The organism is Lutibacter sp., from assembly GCF_016342705.1.
Lineage (GTDB): Bacteria > Bacteroidota > Bacteroidia > Flavobacteriales > Flavobacteriaceae > Lutibacter.
This window is the reverse complement of record NZ_JAEINV010000002.1, coordinates 44,444-67,702: the sequence shown is the minus strand read 5'-3', so window position 1 is coordinate 67,702 and position 23,259 is coordinate 44,444. Positions and strand designations below refer to the sequence as shown.

General features: G+C 31.2%; 18 protein-coding genes. 12 read left to right on the top strand and 6 right to left on the bottom strand.

Annotated elements, in window-relative coordinates:
• Window positions 1–221 precede the first annotated feature (221 nt).
• Both JEY78_RS02290 and JEY78_RS02285 read left to right on the top strand, forming a co-directional pair.
• A complete protein-coding gene (locus JEY78_RS02290) occupies window positions 222–1,172 on the top strand; it encodes a DUF4365 domain-containing protein (protein ID WP_291846458.1) in 951 nt (316 codons plus the stop codon).
• Between the two features lie 177 nt (window positions 1,173–1,349).
• Window positions 1,350–3,740, top strand: a complete 2,391-nt coding sequence (locus JEY78_RS02285) for an AAA family ATPase (RefSeq protein ID WP_291846456.1) — start codon at window positions 1,350–1,352, stop codon at window positions 3,738–3,740.
• 180 nt (window positions 3,741–3,920) lie between these two features.
• On the opposite strand, the gene JEY78_RS02280 is transcribed toward JEY78_RS02285, so the two are convergent.
• Genes JEY78_RS02280 through JEY78_RS02265 form a run of 4 tightly spaced genes read right to left on the bottom strand, consistent with a single transcriptional unit; the run spans window position 3,921 to window position 5,465 of the window.
• Entirely contained in the window at window positions 3,921–4,094 is a 174-nt protein-coding gene (locus JEY78_RS02280) for a hypothetical protein (RefSeq protein WP_291846454.1), read from the bottom strand.
• Window positions 4,084–4,311: a hypothetical protein gene (locus JEY78_RS02275; RefSeq protein WP_291846453.1), complete on the bottom strand. Its 228-nt coding sequence runs from the start codon at window positions 4,309–4,311 to the stop codon at window positions 4,084–4,086. Before JEY78_RS02275 ends, JEY78_RS02280 begins: the two co-directional genes overlap by 11 nt.
• Window positions 4,312–4,314: 3 nt before the next feature.
• A complete protein-coding gene (locus JEY78_RS02270; RefSeq protein ID WP_291846451.1) occupies window positions 4,315–4,710 on the bottom strand; it encodes a DUF5675 family protein in 396 nt (131 codons plus the stop codon).
• Window positions 4,710–5,465 (bottom strand): hypothetical protein, encoded by a 756-nt coding sequence (locus JEY78_RS02265; RefSeq protein ID WP_291846450.1) that lies wholly within the window; start codon window positions 5,463–5,465, stop codon window positions 4,710–4,712. The genes JEY78_RS02270 and JEY78_RS02265 overlap by 1 nt, the downstream gene beginning before the upstream one ends.
• 157 nt (window positions 5,466–5,622) lie before the next feature.
• Between JEY78_RS02265 and JEY78_RS02260 the strand changes: the two genes are divergently transcribed.
• A complete protein-coding gene (locus tag JEY78_RS02260; RefSeq protein ID WP_291846448.1) occupies window positions 5,623–5,820 on the top strand; it encodes a hypothetical protein in 198 nt (65 codons plus the stop codon).
• A 206-nt stretch (window positions 5,821–6,026) separates the two neighbouring features.
• Here the strand turns inward: JEY78_RS02260 and JEY78_RS02255 are convergent, their stop codons facing one another.
• Entirely contained in the window at window positions 6,027–6,728 is a 702-nt protein-coding gene (locus tag JEY78_RS02255; RefSeq protein WP_291846446.1) for a LytTR family DNA-binding domain-containing protein, read from the bottom strand.
• Window positions 6,728–7,525 carry a sensor histidine kinase gene (locus JEY78_RS02250; protein ID WP_367158757.1) on the bottom strand — a complete coding sequence of 266 codons (798 nt, stop codon included), beginning with the start codon at window positions 7,523–7,525 and terminating at the stop codon, window positions 6,728–6,730. Before JEY78_RS02250 ends, JEY78_RS02255 begins: the two co-directional genes overlap by 1 nt.
• A 421-nt stretch (window positions 7,526–7,946) precedes the next feature.
• Here JEY78_RS02250 and JEY78_RS02245 point away from each other — a divergent pair, with 421 nt between their 5' ends.
• The 9 genes from JEY78_RS02245 to JEY78_RS02205 are packed head-to-tail and all read left to right on the top strand — an operon-like array spanning window position 7,947 to window position 23,257.
• Complete coding sequence (locus tag JEY78_RS02245; RefSeq protein ID WP_291846443.1) at window positions 7,947–10,211, top strand: GH92 family glycosyl hydrolase; 2,265 nt, start codon at window positions 7,947–7,949, stop codon at window positions 10,209–10,211.
• 3 nt (window positions 10,212–10,214) lie between these two features.
• On the top strand, window positions 10,215–12,092 hold the full coding sequence (locus tag JEY78_RS02240; RefSeq protein ID WP_291846442.1) for a sodium:solute symporter family protein: 1,878 nt from the start codon (window positions 10,215–10,217) through the stop codon (window positions 12,090–12,092).
• Window positions 12,093–12,137: 45 nt separating this feature from the next.
• A complete protein-coding gene (locus JEY78_RS02235; RefSeq protein WP_291846441.1) occupies window positions 12,138–13,103 on the top strand; it encodes a glycoside hydrolase family 130 protein in 966 nt (321 codons plus the stop codon).
• Between the two features lie 12 nt (window positions 13,104–13,115).
• Complete coding sequence (locus JEY78_RS02230; RefSeq protein WP_291846440.1) at window positions 13,116–14,177, top strand: carbohydrate-binding family 9-like protein; 1,062 nt, start codon at window positions 13,116–13,118, stop codon at window positions 14,175–14,177.
• Between the two features lie 7 nt (window positions 14,178–14,184).
• Window positions 14,185–15,306 carry a putative glycoside hydrolase gene (locus JEY78_RS02225; protein ID WP_291846438.1) on the top strand — a complete coding sequence of 374 codons (1,122 nt, stop codon included), beginning with the start codon at window positions 14,185–14,187 and terminating at the stop codon, window positions 15,304–15,306.
• 3 nt (window positions 15,307–15,309) lie between these two features.
• Window positions 15,310–17,550 (top strand): GH92 family glycosyl hydrolase, encoded by a 2,241-nt coding sequence (locus tag JEY78_RS02220; protein ID WP_291846437.1) that lies wholly within the window; start codon window positions 15,310–15,312, stop codon window positions 17,548–17,550.
• A gap of 10 nt (window positions 17,551–17,560) precedes the next feature.
• Window positions 17,561–18,580 (top strand): N(4)-(beta-N-acetylglucosaminyl)-L-asparaginase, encoded by a 1,020-nt coding sequence (locus JEY78_RS02215; protein ID WP_291846436.1) that lies wholly within the window; start codon window positions 17,561–17,563, stop codon window positions 18,578–18,580.
• A 35-nt stretch (window positions 18,581–18,615) separates the two neighbouring features.
• Entirely contained in the window at window positions 18,616–20,937 is a 2,322-nt protein-coding gene (locus JEY78_RS02210; protein ID WP_291846435.1) for a family 20 glycosylhydrolase, read from the top strand.
• Between the two features lie 4 nt (window positions 20,938–20,941).
• Window positions 20,942–23,257, top strand: a complete 2,316-nt coding sequence (locus JEY78_RS02205) for a GH92 family glycosyl hydrolase (protein WP_291846434.1) — start codon at window positions 20,942–20,944, stop codon at window positions 23,255–23,257.
• The last annotated feature ends 2 nt before the right edge of the window (window positions 23,258–23,259 follow it).

The following is a 23,259-nucleotide window of genomic DNA, read 5'->3' as shown; positions in this document are numbered from 1 at the left end:
CTAAATTTCTAAAATATCAATAATTCCAAATGAAGACATATTTTATTTAAAAATCAACAACAACCATATTTTTTAATCACTTTTTTACTAAATTAGTACATTGAAAAAATTGCAATTTCAACAAATGATAAAATTATCTAAAATTAGTTTTAACTTTTATTTCTTAAGGGATAAAAGAGAAAATAGAATGCATATAACCAGTTAGCAACCATTAAAAACCAATGTCCAGAACAAGATTTACAAATACCGAAAGAATCGGAGTTAACAAAGTTGAAAGTATTTTCCTAAAAGATTTTGAATGGATACCTAGAACAATTTTCCAATCGGATGTTGGAATTGATATGACAGTTGAAGTCGCTGAAAATGGAAACCCAATAGGACAGTATTTAGCAATTCAGATAAAAACGGGAGAAAGCTACTTTCAGGAAGATCAATTAGGAGATATTATTTACAGAGGTTCTTTAGACCATTTGGATTATTGGCTGAATCATAGTTTACCTGTTATAATAATCTTACATAATCCAAAAACGGATTTAACAATTTGGCAAGAAATAAAAAATGACAAAATTACAAGGACAGCCAAAGGTTGGAAAGTTGAGATACCAAAAACTAAAACATTAGATATAAATCATAAAATAAAATTATTAAACACCAATAAACTACCGTTATACTTACAAAGGTTTCAAAAAATTGCGTCAGATAAGAATTTAATCAAATTCATTAATGATGACGGATTACTTATTTTAGAAATCGACGAATGGATAAACAAAACAAGTGGAAAAGCGGAATTTAGAATAATTAAATCTATTGACTCTGAAGATGTTTTAATTAGTAAAACTGGTTATTATCATTTTAATAATTCAACTTCATTACAAATATTATTTCCTTGGGCAGAATTTGAAGTAGATGAAGAATATTATGAACAGCAGGAAGAAGATGAGTTTATGGAAAATTATGGAATTTGGGATCCAGAAGATAAATGTTATATTGGAACTTATGAAGATTTTCACAAAATGAGAAAAGATTACCCGAAAATAAGACCATTAGAAGATGGTAGTGGAGAAATACATTTTTATAGATTATTTTTCAATTTAAATTCGTTAGGAAAATCATTTTTAGAAATGGATAATTTTATGAATTTTGGAACACAACTTAAATTATTTAATATATAACGGTTGCTAACACCTCATATAATTTATGCTTACAATTAAACTAACACAAACTACAAACATTCAACAAACGATTTGCTACAACCGAAAAATCTTCGATTTTCCAGTCGCACAAATCATATTCAAACTCGTCGTTACCAGCAAGGTAAAAGAAACATTGAACATCAAAGAAATTAGAGAATGATTAATAAAATCGAGAGACTTGTATCAATTGGGAAGTATCGTGATTATACAGCTTCAGGACAAGTTAATTTTAATAAACTAACTTTAATTTATGGAGATAATGGTGGCGGAAAAACAACTTTAACCTCAGTGTTAAGGTCACTTACCTCAGATAATCCTTCTATAATCAGAAGTAGAATTTCTACTGCACATACACAACCTCAAGCTGCTCAAATAACGCAAACTGGAACACCAATTATCCATCATACTTTTGGAGCCTCTGGATGGACTAGACCATTTCCAAACATTGAGATTTTTGACATTCATTTTGTTAATGATAATATATACTCAGGATTTGACTTTAATGAAGAGCACAAAAAGCAACTTCATCAATTTGTAATTGGTGCTCAAGGCATTGCTATCCAAAACCAAATTGAACAAAACAAATTAGATAAAGCTAATTCAAAACAAAATCTAACTGCTTTAGAGTTACAATTAATACAGCAAGTTGGAAACAATTTGACTTCTGAACTAATTACTAGTTTTTTAGCAATACCATCAGCGGACGCTAATGGTATTGACCAAGCTATTACCGTTGCAGAATTAAGGCTGACAAATGCAAATGCGAATTCTATAATCCAAACTTTACAATTAACGATACCAATTGCTCCTTTTAGTTCAAATATCAATTTTACAACCTTACTAACAGATTTACAGACAACAATACAATCCATACAAAATCAAACATTAGAACAATTATTCTCAAGTCACTGTCAAGACTTAAATAAAAATACCATTCAGTCACCAGAAAATTGGCTTCAATCTGGTTTTAACTATGTTACTTCCAAGGAATCTACGGATGGAACGGAATTAAACTGTCCTTTCTGCAAGCAGAATATTGATAATAATATGGATATTATTAATGCATACACAAGTAAGTTTAATGAAGAATTTAATGCTTTTCTATTAAGACTTAGAACTCATTTGACTTCACTTCAAAATTTCAATTTGACGGCTTTAATTCAAGCTGTAAATACTGGTTGTACTGCAAATAATAGCAAAATTGCCCTTTGGGCAAATCATTTACCAAATACAGTTCAAGCACCAATAAGTTCTTTGATTTCAGATGGAAATACTTTACAGACCGAACTACAAACACTGATTGCATTAGTTGAGCAAAAAATACAAAACCCAACAAGTACCATAAGTACAACTTCATTACTTGCATTTCAAACTTCATTACAGAATTTAACGTCAAATATTACCTCATATAATCAAAGTGTTACAGTGTACAATGGTGCAATAACTACCTTCAAAAGTGGAATTCAAACAATTCAAAATGCTCAATTAGAAGTTGACAGACTGAAAAGAATTAAGAAAAGATTTGAGACGCCTATTGTTCAAATTTGTGATAATCTAATAGCAGAGAAACAACGATTAAGAACTTTAACAGTAGCATACCCAATTTTAATACAACAACAGAATACGGCAGCAACTGCTTTTTTTAGTGGTTACCAAACCCGTATTAATCATTATTTAGGAACTATTTTTAAAACACCTTTTAGAATTGACAGTGTAGAACATATTGCACCACAAGGAAGAGCTACGCAAAGTAAAATAAATTATACCCTTACAATTGATGGTAATCCAATATCATTTGACACAAATCAACCACTTAGTGCAAAAGAATGTTTGAGCGAAGGAGACAAAAGTACAATTGCACTGGCATTCTTTTTGTCGAAACTAGATATCGACCCAAATCGCTCAGACAAAATATTGGTTTTTGATGACCCCTTATCTAGCCTAGACACCAATAGACGTACTTATACCATTGGAATTATAAAATCTGCCTTGCAAGACCTTAAACAAGTAGTTGTATTAAGTCATAATGAATATTTCTTACACTCAATTGGCAAAGACATTCCTAATGCAAATAAAAGTTCTTTAAGCATTAAACAAAATTTTGCAGCTAATGCATCAGAATTAGAACCTTGCAATCTTGACGAATTAGTAAAAAATGATTATTTCAAACATCTTGAAGCAGTAGAAGATTTTAGAGCTAATCCCGACCACTCAAAAAAAGATACTGTTTTTGGATGGTTAAGGAACGTTTTAGAGTCGTATCTAAGATTTAAATTTTATAGAGAACTGAGAGCAATGACCAGACAGCGTACTTTTGGAAACTTAATTTTATTTTTAGATACATCAGGTGTTGTTTTTAGGGATAATGCAAACCGTGTTGATATTATAAATACTTTAAATCTTATTAATAGCGTTTCTTGGATGCCACACCATGGTAATCCTTTGCCAAACTATACATCAATAGGAATAAACCCACATACAATTACTGCTAGTGAGTTAGACAATTTAATACAAGACACTTTGCGACTAATTGATTTAAGACTTTAAGTGAAATAACGAATAAAACCCAGCTGGTAACAATATATAAAAAATAGGCGAAACAGCAGTAAGTTCAAGACTTTCAGCTCGTATCAAAGTTTGTGCTTAACCGAAAGTTTAGTGCTTCGAAATCGCCTACTTTTCATATACTAACCGTAAATAAAAGTCTAGCTAAAAAATAGCTAGGCTTTATTTTTTTGTAAACAACCTCCGCAACAAACAAGAAACAAAAAAACTTACAACTGCTCCAATTCCAGCCATAATTATTGTAAAAACAATATCATTAAAAGTGATATTAAAAATAGTGGATAGAAAAGTACCACCAACAATTCCAGAGCGCAGTTGTATGTCATTATTCGCCATTGGTATCATTTTCATTGTCAGAAACCACCGCCTGACTTACAGCAGTCGCCACAGTTCCGGCAACAGTTAAATAAGTTGCAATGGTTATAATGGTTGCAGGCAATGCGATGGGAGCTGCAATAATTGCACCTCCAGCAGTTGCTAAAGCAATACCAATATTTCTTAATGTTCTAAAAAAGGAAGGTGTTGGTTTTTGATATCGTTCTATTAGTTTCATCTTTTATGATTTTATGGTTAAGGTTACTTTTTCTTTTCGCTCAAAAGCTTGGTAACAAACGGAAAGTATTTTCTGAAATACAATCCGAGATTGCAATCCTTTGGCAATTCCTGTAAGAGAACTTACAGGCGCCAAACAGCCCTGTAATTCTTTGTTGGCATCATTGGCTGGGTGTATCAAAATCAAACTTCTTTTAGGTACATTCTGCAGCACTAAATGATGTTTAAACTTTTCAGAATACCTTGGTTTTAATTCATAGTTACCTTCAGGAATACACGACACTCGTTTTGTGTTTTCTCTCCAGGGCAATTCAATGCAAAAACCCACAAAGCTGTCATTCATAAAAAGGGCACCATTGGTACCCTTTTTAAAATACGTGCGTTGTAATACCAGGTTCATTAGGCTACAGTGGCATCAATAACGGCAAGCGCATTGTAAGAACCATTTTTCAACGGATACATTTGCCCATTCACTTCTTGATAAAACTCAATGCCCATTACTTGAATAACCGGTTTGGTAGAAGCCGCAGCAATACCAACAAGCAAATCAATATTACTTGTGTCCGCAGAATCATACGGTAAAATAGCAGTTTCATCACTTTCAAATTTTGAAGTTTCAGCTTCAAAATTTAGTTCCGCCAAGCCCATCAATACTTTAAAATGAGTTGTTCCTGCAGGAGCTGCAATTCTTACTTTTGGTGAAAAAGGAGGAATCACCAACACTGCTTCACCAGAAGTTCTTTCAAAATCAGCTCTGTAATCCGCAAATAAGGTAGCACCCAATTTTCCGTTCACATTAAACTCAAAACCTTTCAATAAGGTGAAATTTCCATTTTCAATGGTTCTTAAACCTCTTTCATTGGTTGCGTCTGTTTTAACTACTTTCAATAAGTCAGTAGTTAATCTGCTCACCACACGTTTATCTTTTGCATTTTGCAACAATAAACGAATGGCATTTCTGATAACCTTGCCACCTTTACCAGCTCTTCCAAATTCAGAGCCATTTTCACGCGTTCTTTGAAACGCAGGATCATTTGCAATTCTTGAAGCATCCACACCGCCTTTTTCACGAGCAAGGTGTCCATCACTTGTTTTGTAAAAAGAAATATCTCCGATAGTTCCTTTTAATTTGATAATGCCTTTTTGTCTAGCCATAATTACTTAAATTTTTAATTCTCAACAAATGAACCTATCTTTAAATAAAAATTAAAAAACCAACAACCATCCATTCCGAAACAATCTTTTTGTTCCGAATAAAGGCATATAGATAAAGTATACATACCGGTAGGATAAAGTATGGATAGAGTATCAGATGAAAATAATTAGAGCTTGCATATACCCAAAAGATATTCAGTGTATCACTGGCAGAAGTGAACGCTATGGAAGGAAACTACTCAATGAAATAAAAGCGCATTTTGGGAAGGAGCCACATCAATTTGTAACTATCAATGAATTTTCAGAATATTCTGGAATAGAGGTAGATATCATAAACGAATACATATCGAATTAAATAAAAAGGGACTAATTCGGTGTCAGTACAAAAACGGTACTTCTGGAGCTCCTATATTATAAGGGTTTAAAAAAATAGTTCTAGTCCCATCTTCTCCACTTTTAAAAACACAAAAAGCAACAAAACCCTATAAACTCAATGTTTATAGGGTTTTTTGTATTATAAATTTATTTTGAAATATTGGATGGATTCGTATAGTTTGTAAACTAATTGTTTAAAATGCATTGTTTAACTTCATCAATATAAGATCTTCCAATGGTATATCGTATGTTTGCTATTTCTACACTATTTCCTTCAATTGTATCAATTTTATCAATAGCAACTGTATAAGATCTATGAATTCTAATGAAATTATTTGAAGGTAGTTGTTCTGTAAAGCTACTTAGTGTTTGGTGAATTATAAACTTATTCGACAAAGTACTTATTTTTAAATAATCTTTTAAACTTTCAATTACAAGTATTTCATCTAAGTAAATTTTTTTCATTTTCTTTTTATCAATTTTAACAAAAATACTTAGTCTTTCTGCCGTTACCATAGTTTTGTTTGGATTGCTGAAAATTCTAAAAACTTTATTGATAGATTTTACAAAACGTTGAAAAGGAATTGGTTTTACTAAATAGTCTAAAACATCTAAATTGTATGATTCTACTGCAAATTCAGTATGAGCTGTTGTAATAATAATTAAGGGTTTTTTTTCTAAACTTTTAATAAAGCTAAAACCATCAAGCAATGGCATATTTATGTCTAAAAAAATTAAATCAACTTTATTTTCTTTTAAAAAAGACAATCCATCAATGGCATTATTAAAAGTATTCACTAAATGTAGGTCTTGAAATTCTTTTAAATGACTTTTAATTACGTTTATCGCTAATGGTTCGTCGTCAATTATTATACAATTTATATTCATTATACTTTAATTTTTAGTTCTACAATAAATAAACTATCTATTGTTTTTATATCTAAATTATATTCATCAATTTTATAACCTAGCGCTAATCTTTTTTTAACATTTTGCAATCCAATTCCGCTAGATTTATTAAGTTGTTGTTCATATTTTGTTTCTGTTGGAATAGGATTTGCTATGCGAAAATAAAGAAAATTTTCAATGATATTAAAATCAATATTAATTCTAATTTTTCCAATATTTTTATTTGCTCCATGTTTAAAAGCATTTTCTATAAATGACAATAATAGAATTGGTGCAATTTTTTTATTTTTAATATCTCCAGAAATAGTCATATTAACCTCTAATTTTTCATCAAAACGAATCCGTTCTAAATCTAAATAATTTTGAATGCAAATGATTTCTTTTTCTAAACTTTGTTTCTTTTTTTTAGTTTCATATAAAAGATAACGCATTAACTCTGATAGTTTTATAATTATTTTTGGAGTTTTACTTGAGTTTTCTAATGAAAGTGCATAAATATTATTTAATGTATTAAAAAAGAAGTGTGGGGAAATTTGACTTCTTAAAAAGAGTAGCTCTGTTTCTAATTGTAACTTTTCTAAATCGGTTAATCGCTTATGCTCTTTTAACCAATCCATTGTAATTTTTATAGCTGTAACAAATGTAATTACATATAGTTCGCCAATCATCATATCAATAGAATAGTTCAGCGTTAATTTACTAATAACTTCAGTTCCTTCGGGCCAAACATTTTCACTTACCAAATAGTATGTTAGGTTAAACTTTACTAATAACATAATAAATAGTGAAAGTATAAGAAAGCTAACGTAGGTTACATATTTCTTTTTAAATACAAACTTTGGCATAAACACATAAATATTTAAATAACACAAAGTCATATGAATAGGAAATCCTATTAGGTTTGTTTTTATGGAATAAGAATAATCATTAAAATAACTTCCCCACCGGAGTGTATTAAAAATGAAATAAATGGACCAAAAAATGATATGATGTTTTAGTTTAATCTCCCTAATTGTATTTGAATTTATTGAAGACTGTTTGTTTAGAAACAACATTATTTTTTGTTTTTTTATTGTTTAACGTAGTTTAGATGTTATACGTCTAAATATTTTTTTAATAGGGCGAATTTAAGTAATATTTATATTTAAATTAGAGTACCCAACAAATATTAGGAAAAATTAAACCTAAAGTTTAAAAATGAAAAAAATATTTTTTTACCTATTTCTAGCCGTTATTGTAAGTTTTTATTCTTGTAAAAAAGAGAATTCAGCTCAAAATATTGAATCCAGTTTTTTACCAGCTAATTTCGTAAACCCATTTATTGGAACAGGCGGTCATGGCCATACGTATCCTGGAGCTACAGTTCCTTTTGGAATGTTACAAGTAAGTCCAGATAATGGAATTTCCAGTTGGGATTGGTGCTCAGGATATCATTATTCAGATTCCATTATGATAGGATTCAGTCATTTACATTTAAGTGGAACTGGAATTGGTGATTTAACGGATATTCGTTTAATGCCAATAAATAAAAAAGTAGATTTAACGGTAAAAGTGAATTCAAGAGATGATTTGCCTTATAAATCAGCATATTCACATAATGATGAGAAAGCCTCACCAGGATATTATAGCGTTCACTTAAAAGATTACAAGGTAAAAGTTGAATTAACCTCTAATTTAAGAACAGCGTTTCATAAATATACATTTGCAGAAAATGATATGCAATCAGTAATATTAGATTTAGGCTTTGCAATAAATTGGGACAAAACAACGGCTTCTAAAATTAATATTATTGATGCAAATACAATTTCAGGGTATAGATTTAGTGAAGGTTGGGCAAAAAATCAAAAAGTTTTTTTTGTGGCTAAATTTTCAAAACCAATTGAAAAATTTGAGTTGGTGACTGATGGGAATTATAAAAACGATGTAAATTCAGTTACTGGCGAAAAATCATTTGCACAATTTTATTTCAAATCAGAAAACACACAAGAACTTTTTGTAAAAGTAGCACTGTCTTCCGTAAGTGAAGAAAATGCTTTAGAAAATTTATCAAAAGAAGATATTCAATTTGAAAAAGTTAAAGAAGAAGCAACTGAAATCTGGAATCAAAATTTATCAAAAATAACTATTGAAACGGATAATAAAGAGCTAGAAACTACTTTTTATACAGCACTATATCATACACAAGTAGCACCTGTTACTTTTAGCGATGTTAACGGTGAATTTAGAAAAGAAGACGATAGTATTGTGAAAGCAGCTAATTATACAGCATATTCAACATTGTCTTTATGGGACACTTTTAGAGCCGAACAACCTTTGTTAACAATTACACATCCAGAAAAAGTTTCTGACATAATAAACTCTATGCTAGTGTATTATGAGGCTAATAAGAAGTTGCCAGTTTGGACTTTATACGGAAATGAAACAAATACAATGACAGGCTATCATTCAATTCCAGTTATTGTGGAGGCTTATAAGAAAGGGATTAAAGGATTTAATATTAAAAAAGCTTATGAAGCAATGAAAACCACTATGATGCAAGATGATAGAGGACTAAATTTCTATAAAAAATACGGGTATATTCCTTATAATTTATTAGATGAATCCGTAACTATAACTCTAGAATATGCTTATAATGATTGGTGTGTGGCTCAAATAGCCAAAGAACTTGGAAAAAATGATGATTATAATTATTTTATAAAAAGATCAAAAGCCTATGAGCATATATTTGATGCTGAAACAGGTTTTATGAGAGGTAAAAATGAAACAGGGACAGGCTGGAAAGAGCCATTTGATCCTAAATATTCTGCGCATAGAGTTGGTGCAGAGTATACGGAAGGAAATGCATGGCAGCATAGTTGGTTTGTATTGCATGAACCTAAAAATTTGATTAAAATGCACGGAGGAAATGAAAAGTTTACCTCAAAATTAGAGCAACTTTTTACAGAATCTTCTGAAATTACAGGCGAAAATGTATCTGCTGATATCTCAGGATTAATTGGTCAATATGCGCATGGTAATGAGCCAAGTCATCATATTGCTTATATGTTTAATATTGCTAAAAAGCCTTGGAAAACCCAATTCTGGGTGCATGAAATATTAAAGTCACAATACAATGCTACACCTGAAGGATTGAGCGGAAATGAGGATTGCGGGCAAATGTCAGCTTGGTATGTATTTAGCGCTATGGGTATATATCCATATAGTCCAGCTTCTGGAGAATATCAAATAGGAAGTCCATTATTTAAGAAATCAACGATTAAAATTTCTGAAAAAATAACATTTACTATTAAAGCTGAAAATGTTTCAGATGAAAATATTTATATACAATCGGCGAAGCTTAATGGGAAAGATTTTAATAGAACTACTATTACACATAAAGAATTAATGCAAGGTGGAACACTTCAGTTTGTTATGGGAAAGCAACCAAACAAAAAATGGGGAATTATTAATGATGAAAATTAACAAATGGATATAATTGATGTTTCAATAATTGCAGCTTATATTTTATTAACATTATTTGTCGGAATTTGGGTTTCAAAGAAAGCTTCAAGTAGCTTAGAATCTTATTTTTTAGGAGGAAATAACATTAAATGGTACTTCTTAGGATTAAGTAATGGCTCTGGAATGTTTGATGTTTCTGGAACAGCTTGGATGGTTGGAATCCTTTTTTTATATGGTGTAAAAAGCTTTATGTTTATGTGGCTTTGGCCAATATGGAATCAAATTTTTGTGATGATGTTTTTGGCTGTTTGGATACGAAGATCTAATATTATGACTGGTTCTGAATGGATTTTAACTCGATTTGGTGATAATAAAGCAGGTAGAGCTTCGCATATAATTGTGGCAGTTTTTGCAATTGTGGCTGCCATTGGGTTTATAGCATACTTTTTTGAAGGTGTTGGGAAATTTATGACCATAATACTTCCATGGGATTTAACGTTGCAATTGGGCAATACATTGTTGTTTACTTCAGAGCAATCCTATGCGTTGATAATAATATTTTTAACCACAATATATACTGTTAAAGGAGGAATGTTTTCAGTAGTTGCCACAGAAGTTTTGCAATACGGTATCATGGTAATTGCAGGTATTTTAGTTGCAGGCTATGCTTTTTTTACATTTAGTGATGTTGAAATTAATGCAGTAATTTCTAATGAATGGAGAAATGTATTTTTTGGATGGGAACTTGAACCTCATTGGAGTGAAAAATACGTTGCATTTAATAACTTAATTGATTCTGAAGGTTATAAAATGTTTGGAGCATTAATTGGAATGACTTTATTTAAAGGTTTTTTTGCAAGTATTGCAGGTCCTACTCCAAGCTACGATTTACAGCGTATTCTTTCCACAAAATCAGTAAAAGAGGCTGCTTATATGAGTGGATTTACTAATTTAATTTTATTTATTCCTAGATATTTATTAATTGCAGGGATAGTAGTTATTGCTTTAGTTACTTTAACTCCTGAAATGAGTGTAAATCCATTGTTAAATGGTGGTGATTTAGAGGTTTTATTACCAAAGGTGATTAATTTTCATGTACCTGTAGGAATAAAAGGGTTGTTATTGGCAGGTTTGTTAGCTGCATTCATGAGTACTTTTTCTGCTTTTGTAAATGCAGGTCCAGCATATATGGTGAATGATATTTATAAAAAATACTTTAAACCAAATGAAACAAATAAACATTATATAAAAGCAAGTCAAGTGGCGTCATTTATTGTTGTAGGAATGGGTGTTTTTATGGGTTTTTTTGCTGACTCTATCAATTCACTAACATTATGGATAACAAGTGCACTTTTTGGAGGGTATGTTGCTGCAAATTTTTTAAAATGGATTTGGTGGCGATTTAATGGTTGGGGATATTTTTGGGGAATGCTAGCTGGTTTAATTGTGGCTTCGTTACAATTTGTATTAGACCAAAATAAAGGTAATTTTTTAGAAGATTCTTTATTTTATGAATTATCTCATGTACATGCCATTTATTTGTTTCCAATTATATTTATTGTTTCGGTATTGGGTTCGTTTTTAGGAACATATTTTACTCAGCCAACAAATATGGAGGTGTTAAAATCTTTTTATAAAGATGTGCGTCCTTGGGGTTGGTGGAAACCTGTTTTAAATGAATTGAAAAAAGAGGATAGTACCATTGAAAAGAATTCTGAATTTTGGACGGATATGTTTAATTGTTTCATTGGAATTTTATGGCAATCAAGTATGATTGTTTTGCCAATATTTTTAATGATTAGAGACTATCCAAAAACATTAATTGCGTTGTTAGTATTTTTAATAACATCCATTATTCTTAAATTTACGTGGCTAGATAAGGTTAGAAAATTACCTAATTAAAAATATTTCAAAAAAAGAATTTTAAGTAATTAAATATAAAATATAGTGAATACAATTCCTTGGCAAGATAAACCAGCAGATGGTAATGAAGTAATTTGGAGATATTCTGAAAATCCAATTATAAAGCGAGATCAAATACCTAGTTCAAACAGTATTTTTAATAGTGCAGTTGTACCTTTTAAAGATGGGTTTGCAGGTGTTTTTAGATGTGATAACAAAGCTGTACAAATGAATATTTTTGCTGGATTTAGTAAAAATGGTATAGATTGGGATATCAATTATGAGCCCATTGAAATGAAAGCTGGAAATACCGAAATGATAGATTCTGATTATAAATATGACCCTCGTGTTGTTTTTATTGAAGATAGATATTGGATAACGTGGTGTAACGGATATAACGGGCCAACAATAGGTATTGGGTATACATTTGATTTTAAGGTATTTTTTCAATGTGAAAATGCCTTTTTGCCGTTTAATAGAAATGGTGTGTTATTTCCACAAAAAATAAATGGAAAATACGCCATGTTAAGTCGCCCAAGTGATAACGGACATACACCTTTTGGCGATATTTATATCAGTTACAGTCCAGACATGAAATATTGGGGAGAACATCGTTGCATAATGAAAGCTACACCTTTTGAAGACAGTGCTTGGCAGTGTACAAAAATTGGTGCAGGGCCAATTCCAATTTTAACAGATGAAGGTTGGTTAATGTTATATCATGGTGTTATAAATACTTGCAACGGATTTAGATATGCAATGGGAGCAGCTATTTTAGACGAAAATGAACCTGATAAAGTAAAATACAGAACTCAACCATATTTATTAGGTCCACAAGTTAATTATGAACAGGTTGGTGACGTGCCAAATGTAGTTTTTCCTTGTGCTGCTTTGCACGATATTAAAGAGGATAAATTAGCAGTATATTATGGAGCGGCTGATACCGTTGTTGCTTTGGCATTTGGAAAATTAAGTGAAGTAATTAAATACACAAAAGAAAATAGTTTATAAAAAACAACAGTAATGAAAATAGTTAATTTAATTATTGCCCTTTGTTTATTTTCAGCAGTAAGCTGCGCGCAATCAAATTCTGAAATACCCAAAAGTTATATAGCGTTTAAAACTTCTGAAACTATTACTATTGATGGAGAAGCAACAGAAATCTCTTGGAGTAAAACAGCATGGTCAGATAATTTTATTGATATTGAAGGTGTAAAAAAGCCCGTATACAATACGCAAATTAAAATGATGTGGGATGAAACCTACTTTTATATTTTAGCAAAATTAGAAGAGCCACATGTTTGGGCAGACATTAAAGAACACGATGCCATTGTTTTTTACAATAATGATTTTGAGGTTTTTATAGATCCAGATGGAGATACATTTAACTATTACGAATTAGAAATAAATGCATTAAATACGGTTTGGGATTTATTTATGACAAAACCTTACCGAGAAAAAAATGTGGTTTTAAATGATTGGAATTTAACAGGTTTAAAATCTGCAGTAAAAGTGGATGGGACTTTAAATAATTCAACAGATAAAGATAAAGGTTGGACTCTTGAATTAGCAATTCCTTGGAAAGCATTTAAAAAATCTTATTTCGAAAAAAATATTCCTGAGAATAAACATTGGAGAGTAAATTTTTCAAGAGTGAATTGGAATTTTCAATTAGAGGATGGAATGTACCAAAGAAAAAAAGATGTTAAAGGAGATTTCTTGCCTGAATATAATTGGGTTTGGTCGCCACAAGGTGTTATAAATATGCATGTTCCTGAAAAATGGGGATACGTGTACTTTTCTTCTAAAGAAATCGGTTCAAAAGATACCTTTACAATTCCACAAGATGATAACATAAAAGAACAATTGTACAATTTATACAAAGCACAAAATAATTACCACTTAAAGTATAAAAAATGGGCAACTTCAATAGATAGTTTAACTTCAAAAGCTATGATTATTAATCACAAAACGTTGCAGCCAGTAATTGAAAATCACACAACAGGTTATAATATTTCAGTTAAAAGTCCATTTACAAATACAATATTAATTATTAAAGAAAACGGTGAAATTATTTCAAATTAAATTTATTATGAAACTACACAAACTACTATTTTTCGCATTATTATTAAGTTTTTTTTCTTGTGAAACAACCGATAAAAATAAAGTTGAAAATTCAAATTCGGAAGAAGTTAAATCAGAAAAAACTTTTGAATTTGGCGTTTGGATTACAGCTAACAAAGAAAGAGCCAATGAAGATTATGCCAAAGAATTTGAAAAATACAAATCAGCTGGTATTGATGAGGTGTTAATAAATACAGGAACCGATCCAGAATTATTAAAAAGAATAACTCCAATCGCTACTGAGAAAGGTTTAAAAGTACACGCATGGATAATGGCTATGAATAGACCAGGAGATACTATTGCGCTAAAACACCCTGAATGGTACGCTGTTAGTAGAGAAGGAAAATCGAGTTTTGATACACGACCATATGTTGATTATTACCAATGGTTGTGCCCAACAAGAAAGGAATCTCGTAACCATATTTTAGGATTAGTTGAAGAGTTAGCTAAAGTAGATGGAATTGAAAGTGTGCATTTAGATTATATTCGTTTTTCGGACATTTTCTTGCCAATTGGATTGTTACCAAAATATAATTTGGTTCAAGATGAAGAATTGCCAGAATTTGATTTTTGCTATTGTGATGTTTGTGTAAGTGAATTTGAAAAAATACATCATAAAAACCCAAGAAATATAAAAAATACGGATATTGATATGGAATGGAAACAATTCCGTTTAAATGCAGTTAGAAATGTGGTAAATGATGCGTATGAAATTGTTCATAAATACAACAAAAATTTAACAGCAGCAGTTTTTCCTTATCCAGAAATGGCAGATCATATGGTGCGTCAACGTTGGGATAAATGGACAATTGATGAAGTGTATCCAATGATTTATCACGGTTTTTATAATGAAGAAGTAGATTGGATTGGTTTTGCTACAAAACAAGGAGTTGAAGATGTTAAAGATAAGGGGATTGGTGTAAATACAGGTATTTATATGCCAGACTTTAAATCTATAGATGAATTTAAACAAGCAATTTTATTAGCAAAAGAAAATGGCGCTAAAGGAATCACATTTTTTGATGGTCCCGCCATAGCTGATGAATATTTAAAAGCAATTAAAGAAGTTAAAGAAAGTTTGAAAGAGTAATTTATGAAGCAGTTTGGATTTATATGTGTCATTTTTTTAGGGTTATTTTATAGTTGTAAAAAAACTGAGATTAAACCTGAAAATTTAATTCAGTACGTAAACCCATTTATTGGAACAGATGGTCCGGGAAATACGTATCCTGGAGCAACTGTTCCTTTTGGAATGGTTCAATTAAGTCCAGATATTGGTTTGCCAGGTTGGGATAGAATTGCAGGTTATTATTACCAAGATTCTATTATTTCAGGATTTTCTCATATGCATTTAACGGGCACAGGTGCGGGAGATTTATATGATATTTTAGTGATGCCAACCAATAGTAAATTTTCAAAAAGAATTATAGAAAATAATTTCAAACCTTTTTCAAGTTTTTCTCACAAAAAGGAAACTGCTTCGCCAGGTTATTATTCAGTAGATTTATTAGATTATAATATTAAAGCTGAATTAACGGCTACTGAAAGAACAGGAATTCATAAATATACCTTTCCAAAAGATGATCAGACTCAGATTCATATAGATTTAGGGTATTCATTAAATTGGGACAGTCCAACCGAAACATATTTTAATGTTGTTGATAATACTACAATTGAGGGATACAGAAAATCTACTGGTTGGGCAAAAGACCAACGCGTATATTTTGTAATTAAAGTTTCTAAACAATTTGACTCGTATCAACTATTTAAAAATGATACGCTAACAACTTCACCAATTACCGCTAAAAACACCAAGATAATTTTAGAATATAAAACAAATGAAGGTGAACAAATTATTTTAAAAACAGGTATTTCTACAGCAAATATTGAAGGTGCTCGTACATCTTTAGAAATTGAAGCGCCCGATTTTAATTTTGAAGCAATAAAAGAGCAAGCAGAAGCTAAATGGGAAAAAGAACTTCATAAAATTGAAGTTTCGACTTCAAACGAAACAAATAAGCACATTTTTTATACGATGATGTATCAATCTATGTTGGCGCCAACCTTATTAAGTGACCATAATTCAAATTATAAAGGAGCGAATGATACTATAGTTAAAGCAAATGGTTTTAATAGATACGATACGTTTTCACTTTGGGATACTTATAGAGCAGCACATCCACTATATACTATTTTACATCCAAATAGAACTTCAGATATGATAAATTCTTTGTTAGCCCATTACAAAGAAACTGGTTTGTTGCCAGTTTGGTCTATGCAAGGAAATGAAACCAATATGATGATTGGTTACCATGCCGTACCAGTTATTGTGGATGCATATTTTAAAGGAATTAAAAATTTTGATATAGCATTAGCTTATGAAGCTTGTGTTTCAAGTGCAAAAGACACTTCCAGACAAATTGATGAATATATAAAATTGGGTTATGTGCCTGTTGATGAAAACCATGAAAATTGGTCGGTTTCTAAAACATTGGAATATGCTTATGACGATTGGTGTATTGCACAGTTTGCAAAAGCTTTGGGTAAAACGGAAGATTATAATGAGTTTTTAAAACGCTCTGAAAATTGGAGAAATGTATATGATTCACAGTCAACTTTTATGCGTCCAAAATTAAAAAATGGTGAGTTTGTAAAAGAATTCATGCCAAAAGAATACTCACCTTATTTTTGTGAAAGCAATGCGTGGCAGTACTTTTGGTCTGTTCAACATAATATTGAAGGGTTAACTGAAATACTTGGAGGAAAAGATTTGCTTGAAAAAAAATTAGACACCATGTTTTCGCTAAATCCGCTTCCAGAAGATAAATTACCAATTTTTAGTACTGGAATGATTGGTCAATATGCACATGGAAACGAACCAAGTCACCACGTGGCATATTTATACAATTACGTTGAAAAACCTTGGAAAACACAAGAATTGGTGCGTGAAATTTTAGAAACTCAATATAAAAACGCTCCAAACGGTCATTGTGGGAATGAAGATTGCGGACAAATGTCGTCTTGGTATGTATTTAGTGCCTTGGGTTTTTATCCTGTGAATCCTGCACAAGGGATTTATGCTTTTGGCTCACCAATAATAGATTTGGCAACACTAAATTTAGAAAACGGAAAAATATTTACCATTAAAACAGTAAACAATAGTTCAATAAATAAATACATTCAATCTATTGAACTAAACGGTAAAATAATTGATCGAAATTACATAACACATAAAGAAATAATTGCAGGAGGTAAATTGATTTTTACAATGGGGAATCTTCCAAATAAAACTGTAAAAAACACGATGGCTTCAAGTTCAAAAATGTACAATTAAAACCAAGTTTATGTCACAAAGAAGAGATTTTATAAAAAAAGCAGCTTTAGGAACCATTGGAATAAGTACCGTTTTAAGTTGTAAGGAGCTTTCTGTAAAAGACGAAGCTATTACTGCAAAAACAGTAATTAAAAATCAAAAAAAGCCGCTAATTATTTCTACTTGGAATCACGGTTTACCTGCAAATGAAGAAACTTGGAAACAATTAAAAAATGGAAAATCATCATTAGATGCTATTGAAGCTGGAATGAAAATTCCAGAAGCAAATCCAACTATTAGAAGTGTAGGTTATGGAGGTTTCCCAGACAGAGAGGGTAAAGTTACTTTAGATGCTTGTATTATGGATTACAACAGTAATTGCGGTTCGGTTTCCTTTTTACAAGGAATAAAACATCCAATTTCAGTAGCAAAAAAAGTCCTTCAAAATACACCACATGTTATGCTATCAGGGCAAGGAGCGCTTCAATTTGCGCTTTCTGAAGGTTTTGTTGAAGAAAATTTATTAACGCCAGAAGCTGAAAAAGACTGGAAAAAATGGTTAGAAGAATCTAAATATAAACCCGTAATAAATATTGAAAATCACGATACAATTTCAATGCTTGTGATTGATGAAGATGGTAATATTTCTGGTGGTTGCACCACAAGTGGTGCTGCTTGGAAAATGCATGGTAGAGTAGGAGATTCTCCAATAATTGGAGCAGGATTATTTTTAGATAATGAAGTAGGTGCTGCTGCAGCAACAGGTTTGGGTGAAGCTGTTATTAGAACAGCTGGAAGCGCTATGGTTGTTGAATTAATGCGACAAGGAAAAACGCCATTTGAAGCTTGCAAAGAAATTGTAGAACGTATTTACAACAAGCATAAAAACCATAAAGACATGGAATATTTACAAGTTGGATTTATAGCTGTAAATAAAAATGGTGAACATGCAGGATACAGTTTGCGTTCTGGATTTAATTACGCAGTTTATGATGAAGAAAAGGGAAGTAGAATGGAAGATGCACAATTTAAAATGTCTTGGGATAATTAATAAAAAAGAATTCAAACAAATTAAAAGAGTTAAAAATGAAATTATTTAATAAAGTTCTGCTGTTAGTGCTAATTTCTACAATAACTTCATGTTCAAAATCTAAAGTTTTTACAGAGAGTGATATTCATATAATTCCAAAACCTGCTGAATTAAATGTAAAAAAAGGGTTTTTTGAGTTTACAACAAACACTCAAATTGTTGTAACAAATGATTTTCAACAAAAAATTGCGAATCAATTTAGCGAAAAAATGAATTCAGCTGCTGGTTTTAACCTTCAAATAGTAGCGCAAGCGCCAAATGACAATTTTATTCATTTTTTTACTAATTCACAATTAACTAATGAAGCTTATGAGCTCTCTGTAACTAGTAATTCTATAACTATTTCAGCTAGTGGAAATGTTGGGTTTATGTATGGTTTAGAAACTTTAAAACAGTTATTACCAACAGCAATTGAAAGTTCTACAATAGTTATAAATCAACATTGGATAGTGCCAAATGTTGATGTGAAAGATCAACCACGTTTTAAATGGCGAGGGCTTCATTTAGATGTTGCTCGACATTTTTTTCAAAAGGATTATATCAAACAAACTATTGATCGTTTAGCAATGCATAAAATGAATGTTTTACACTTGCATTTGGTAGATGATCAAGGTTGGAGAATTGAAATTAAAAAATATCCAAAATTAACGGAAGTAGGTGCATTTCGATTGGACCAAGAAGATGCTCATTGGGATGGTAGAAGAGTAACTACAGCAGAAGATAAAGCTACCTTTGGTGGATTTTATACACAAGAAGACATTAAAGAAATTGTTGCTTATGCAACAGCAAAAGGTGTAGAAGTAGTTCCTGAAATAGAAATGCCAGCGCACGTTATGAGTGCAATAGCCTCCTATCCAGAACTGTCTTGTTTTGAAAATCCAATAGGTGTTCCATCCGGTGGAGTTTGGCCAATTACAGAAATTTACTGCGCTGGTAAAGAATCAACTTTCAATTTTTTGGAAGATGTATTATTGGAAGTAATGGAATTATTTCCATCAAAATATATTCATGTTGGTGGTGATGAGGCAACAAAAACAAATTGGGCAAAATGCCCACATTGTTTAAAAAGAATGAAAGATCATGGATTGACAGATGTAAATGAGCTACAAAGCTATTTTATGAAAAGAATAGAACGTTTTATAGTTTCACATGATAGAAAGTTAATTGGTTGGGATGAAATTATTGAAGGAGGTTTAGCTCCAGAAGCAACCGTTATGAGTTGGAGAGGATTTAAAGGTGGAATAGAAGCGGCAGAACAAGGTCATGACGTAGTAATGGCGCCAGGTGATTATTGCTATTTAAACCATTTTCAAGGTCCTCCAAATGAGGAACCTTTGGCTCAAGACGGCTTTGTGCCTTTGCATAAAGTCTATCAATTTGACCCAATAGTTAAAGGAATGACTAAAAAAGAAGCTGCACATGTTTTGGGTGGACAAGCTTGTTTGTGGTCGGAGTTCATTTCAACTACAGCACATTCTGAATATATGCTATTTCCAAGGTTAGCTGCTTTATCAGAAACGTTATGGAGTCCTAAAAAAGCACAAGATTGGAACGATTTTTCTGTAAGACTTGCATCACTTTTTGAACGTTATGATTATTTAGGAATTAATTATTCAAAAAGTGCTTTTCTGATAACAGAAGATGTTAAAATAAATATTGACACGAAAGAAACAGAAATACATTTAAAAAATGAATTTGAAAATTCTGATATTAGATATGTTTTAGGAGATGCACCAATTTCAGAATCGGCTATAAAGTATGAAAATCCTATAAAATTTACGGAAACTACTACTTTAAAAGCATCACTTTTTAAAGATGATAAACCTATTGGAAAAACTTTTGAAAAAACGATAACTTTTCATAAAGGTGTTGGTAAAAGTATCACTTTTAAAGAGCCGTATCACGATAATTATCAAGGAGAAGGTGAATTTGGTTTAATAAATACTTTGAGAGGAACCAAAAACTTTCATGATGGACACTGGCAGGCTTGGTTAGGAAATGATATGGAAGCAATTATAGATATGGGAAGTGAAACAGCAATTCAAAATGTAATTATTGGAACTATGGAAAATCAAGGCCCAGGCATTTATTTTCCTACGGATGTTACAGTTTATGTATCTAATGATGGAATAAATTATAAAGAAGTTGGAAAAGAAGAAAGAGCGTATGCTAAAAATCCAGCTTTTGATTTAAAAGATTTCAAAATTACCTTTCAGAAGGAAAGTGTTAGATATATAAAAATAGTAGCTACAAATTTAAAAACAACACCTTCAGGTGGAGATGTTTGGTTGTTTATTGATGAAATTTTAATTAATTAAAAACATGAAAAAATACCGTTTATTATTTATTTTAAGTCTTATTATTTTCTCTTGTAATAAGGAGGAAAATAAGAAAGAAAGAAACGTTGAAAATCAGAAAAGTTTAGTGGATTTTGTAAACCCATTAATGGGAACAGATTCTGAATATATTTTGTCAAATGGAAATACATATCCTGCAATTGCAACGCCTTGGGGAATGAATTTTTGGACCCCAATGACTTCAAAAATGGGGGATGGTTGGACATATAAATACGACGAATATAAAATTAGAGGAATAAAACAGACGCATCAACCAAGTCCGTGGATAAACGACTATGCGGCGTTTTCTTTAATGGCAACAACAGGTAATTTAAAATTTCAGGAAGATGAACGTGCTTCTTGGTTTTCTCACAAGGCAGAAACTGTAAAACCTTATCATTATTCGGTTTATTTAGCAGATTATGATGTTACTGCGGAAGTTTCCCCAACAGAAAGAGCTGCACATTTCAAATTCACATTTCCAGAATCAGAAGAATCATATATCATGCTCGATGCTTTTTTTAAAGGATCTATGGTGAAAATTATTCCTGGAGAACGTAAAATAATTGGGTATTGCAGAAATAACAGTGGAGGTGTTCCAGAAAATTTCCACAACTATTTTGTTGCTGAATTTGATAAAGATTTTCAAGTGAACCATACTTGGACTGATGGCTGGAAGTTATTGGAAAATGCAACAAACAGTGAAGGTGAACATGTGGGAGCTATAATTGGTTTTAAAACCAAAAAAGGTGAAGTAGTAAATGTAAAAGTAGCATCTTCATTTATAAGTCCAGAACAAGCGCAATTAAATTTAACTAGAGAGATTGGTGCTGATACTTTTGAGCAAACCAAAGAAAAAGCAAAACAAGCATGGGAAACAGAATTAGGTAGAATTCAAATTGAAGATGACAACATAGACAATATTAGAACTTTTTATTCTAGTTTATACAGAGTGCTGTTATTCCCAAGAAAATTTTATGAGTACAATTCAAAAAATGAAGTAGTGCATTACAGTCCGTATAACGGAGAAGTTTTACCGGGTTATATGTTTACGGATAATGGGTTTTGGGATACGTTTAGAGCCGTTTTTCCATTTTTTAATATGATGTATCCAGATTTGAATAGTGAAATTATGCAAGGTTTAGCAAATACCTATAAAGAATCAGGTTGGTTGCCAGAGTGGGCGAGTCCAGGTCATAGAGATTGTATGATTGGTTCAAACTCCGCTCCAATTATTTCTGATGCTTTTTTGAAGGGAGTAAAAGATATGGATGTAGAATTATTGTTAGAAGCAATGCTTAAGAATGCGACTGTTTCAGACGGAAGGCCTGTAAATTCAGTAGGTAGAGCGGGATTAGAATATTATAATACTTTAGGGTATGTGCCATATAATGTTGGAATTAATGAAAATGCGGCCAGAACATTAGAATATGCATATGCCGATTTTACCATTGCAAAAATGGCCGAAAAATTAGGTAAAACTGAAATTGCTGAAAAGTACTTTAAGCAATCAATGAATTATAAAAATTTATTTGATCCAGAAACTAATTGGATGCGTGGAAAAAATGAAGATGGAAGTTTTCAAACTCCATTCAATCCATTAAAATGGGGAGATGCTTTTACGGAAGGAAATAGTTTACATTACACTTGGTCAGTTTTTCATGATATTCAAGGATTGATTGATTTAATGGGTGGAAAAGAAAAATTTACCTCAAAATTAGATGAGGTTTTTGAAATGCCTCCAAAATTTGATGATTCATATTACGGACAAACAATTCATGAAATTCGAGAAATGCAAATTGCAAATATGGGGAATTATGCACACGGAAATCAACCAATTCAGCACATGATTTACTTATATAATTATGCAAATCAACCCTATAAAGCACAAGAAAAAGTAAGAAAAGTTTTAACCAACTTATACTCAGCAACACCTGATGGATATTGTGGAGATGAAGATAACGGACAAACATCTGCTTGGTATGTGTTTAGTTCGTTGGGTTTTTATCCAGTTACGCCGGGAGCTGATGAGTATGTTTTAGGAAGTCCATTGTTTAAAAAGGCAACGTTGCATTTACAAAATGGAAATACATTTGAAATTATTTCAAAAAATAATTCAGAAAGTAATTTTTATATAGAATCCGCCAATTTAAACAAGAAATCATATAACAATTCTTTTATAAAATTTGATGCTATTCAAAAAGGTGGGACTTTACAATTTAATATGAGTAATTCACCTAATAAAGAAAGGGGAAATATGCCAGAAAGTGTTCCTTATTCATTGAGTACTTCAAAAAAATAAGC

Excerpts from the sequence above, each read along its gene's own strand:
- JEY78_RS02270 (WP_291846451.1), bottom strand. The coding sequence starts at position 4,710 with ATGAACCTGGTATTACAACGCACGTATTTTAAAAAGGGTACCAATGGT.
- JEY78_RS02290 (WP_291846458.1), top strand. The coding sequence starts at position 222 with ATGTCCAGAACAAGATTTACAAATACCGAAAGAATCGGAGTTAACAAA.
- JEY78_RS02250 (WP_367158757.1), bottom strand. The coding sequence starts at position 7,525 with ATGTTATTAGTAAAGTTTAACCTAACATACTATTTGGTAAGTGAAAAT.
- JEY78_RS02215 (WP_291846436.1), top strand. The coding sequence starts at position 17,561 with ATGTCACAAAGAAGAGATTTTATAAAAAAAGCAGCTTTAGGAACCATT.
- JEY78_RS02255 (WP_291846446.1), bottom strand. The coding sequence starts at position 6,728 with ATGAATATAAATTGTATAATAATTGACGACGAACCATTAGCGATAAAC.
- JEY78_RS02285 (WP_291846456.1), top strand. The coding sequence starts at position 1,350 with ATGATTAATAAAATCGAGAGACTTGTATCAATTGGGAAGTATCGTGAT.
- JEY78_RS02275 (WP_291846453.1), bottom strand. The coding sequence starts at position 4,311 with ATGAAACTAATAGAACGATATCAAAAACCAACACCTTCCTTTTTTAGA.
- JEY78_RS02225 (WP_291846438.1), top strand. The coding sequence starts at position 14,185 with ATGAAACTACACAAACTACTATTTTTCGCATTATTATTAAGTTTTTTT.
- JEY78_RS02260 (WP_291846448.1), top strand. The coding sequence starts at position 5,623 with ATGAAAATAATTAGAGCTTGCATATACCCAAAAGATATTCAGTGTATC.
- JEY78_RS02280 (WP_291846454.1), bottom strand. The coding sequence starts at position 4,094 with ATGGCGAATAATGACATACAACTGCGCTCTGGAATTGTTGGTGGTACT.
- JEY78_RS02230 (WP_291846440.1), top strand. The coding sequence starts at position 13,116 with ATGAAAATAGTTAATTTAATTATTGCCCTTTGTTTATTTTCAGCAGTA.
- JEY78_RS02240 (WP_291846442.1), top strand. The coding sequence starts at position 10,215 with ATGGATATAATTGATGTTTCAATAATTGCAGCTTATATTTTATTAACA.
- JEY78_RS02265 (WP_291846450.1), bottom strand. The coding sequence starts at position 5,465 with ATGGCTAGACAAAAAGGCATTATCAAATTAAAAGGAACTATCGGAGAT.
- JEY78_RS02220 (WP_291846437.1), top strand. The coding sequence starts at position 15,310 with ATGAAGCAGTTTGGATTTATATGTGTCATTTTTTTAGGGTTATTTTAT.
- JEY78_RS02245 (WP_291846443.1), top strand. The coding sequence starts at position 7,947 with ATGAAAAAAATATTTTTTTACCTATTTCTAGCCGTTATTGTAAGTTTT.
- JEY78_RS02205 (WP_291846434.1), top strand. The coding sequence starts at position 20,942 with ATGAAAAAATACCGTTTATTATTTATTTTAAGTCTTATTATTTTCTCT.
- JEY78_RS02210 (WP_291846435.1), top strand. The coding sequence starts at position 18,616 with ATGAAATTATTTAATAAAGTTCTGCTGTTAGTGCTAATTTCTACAATA.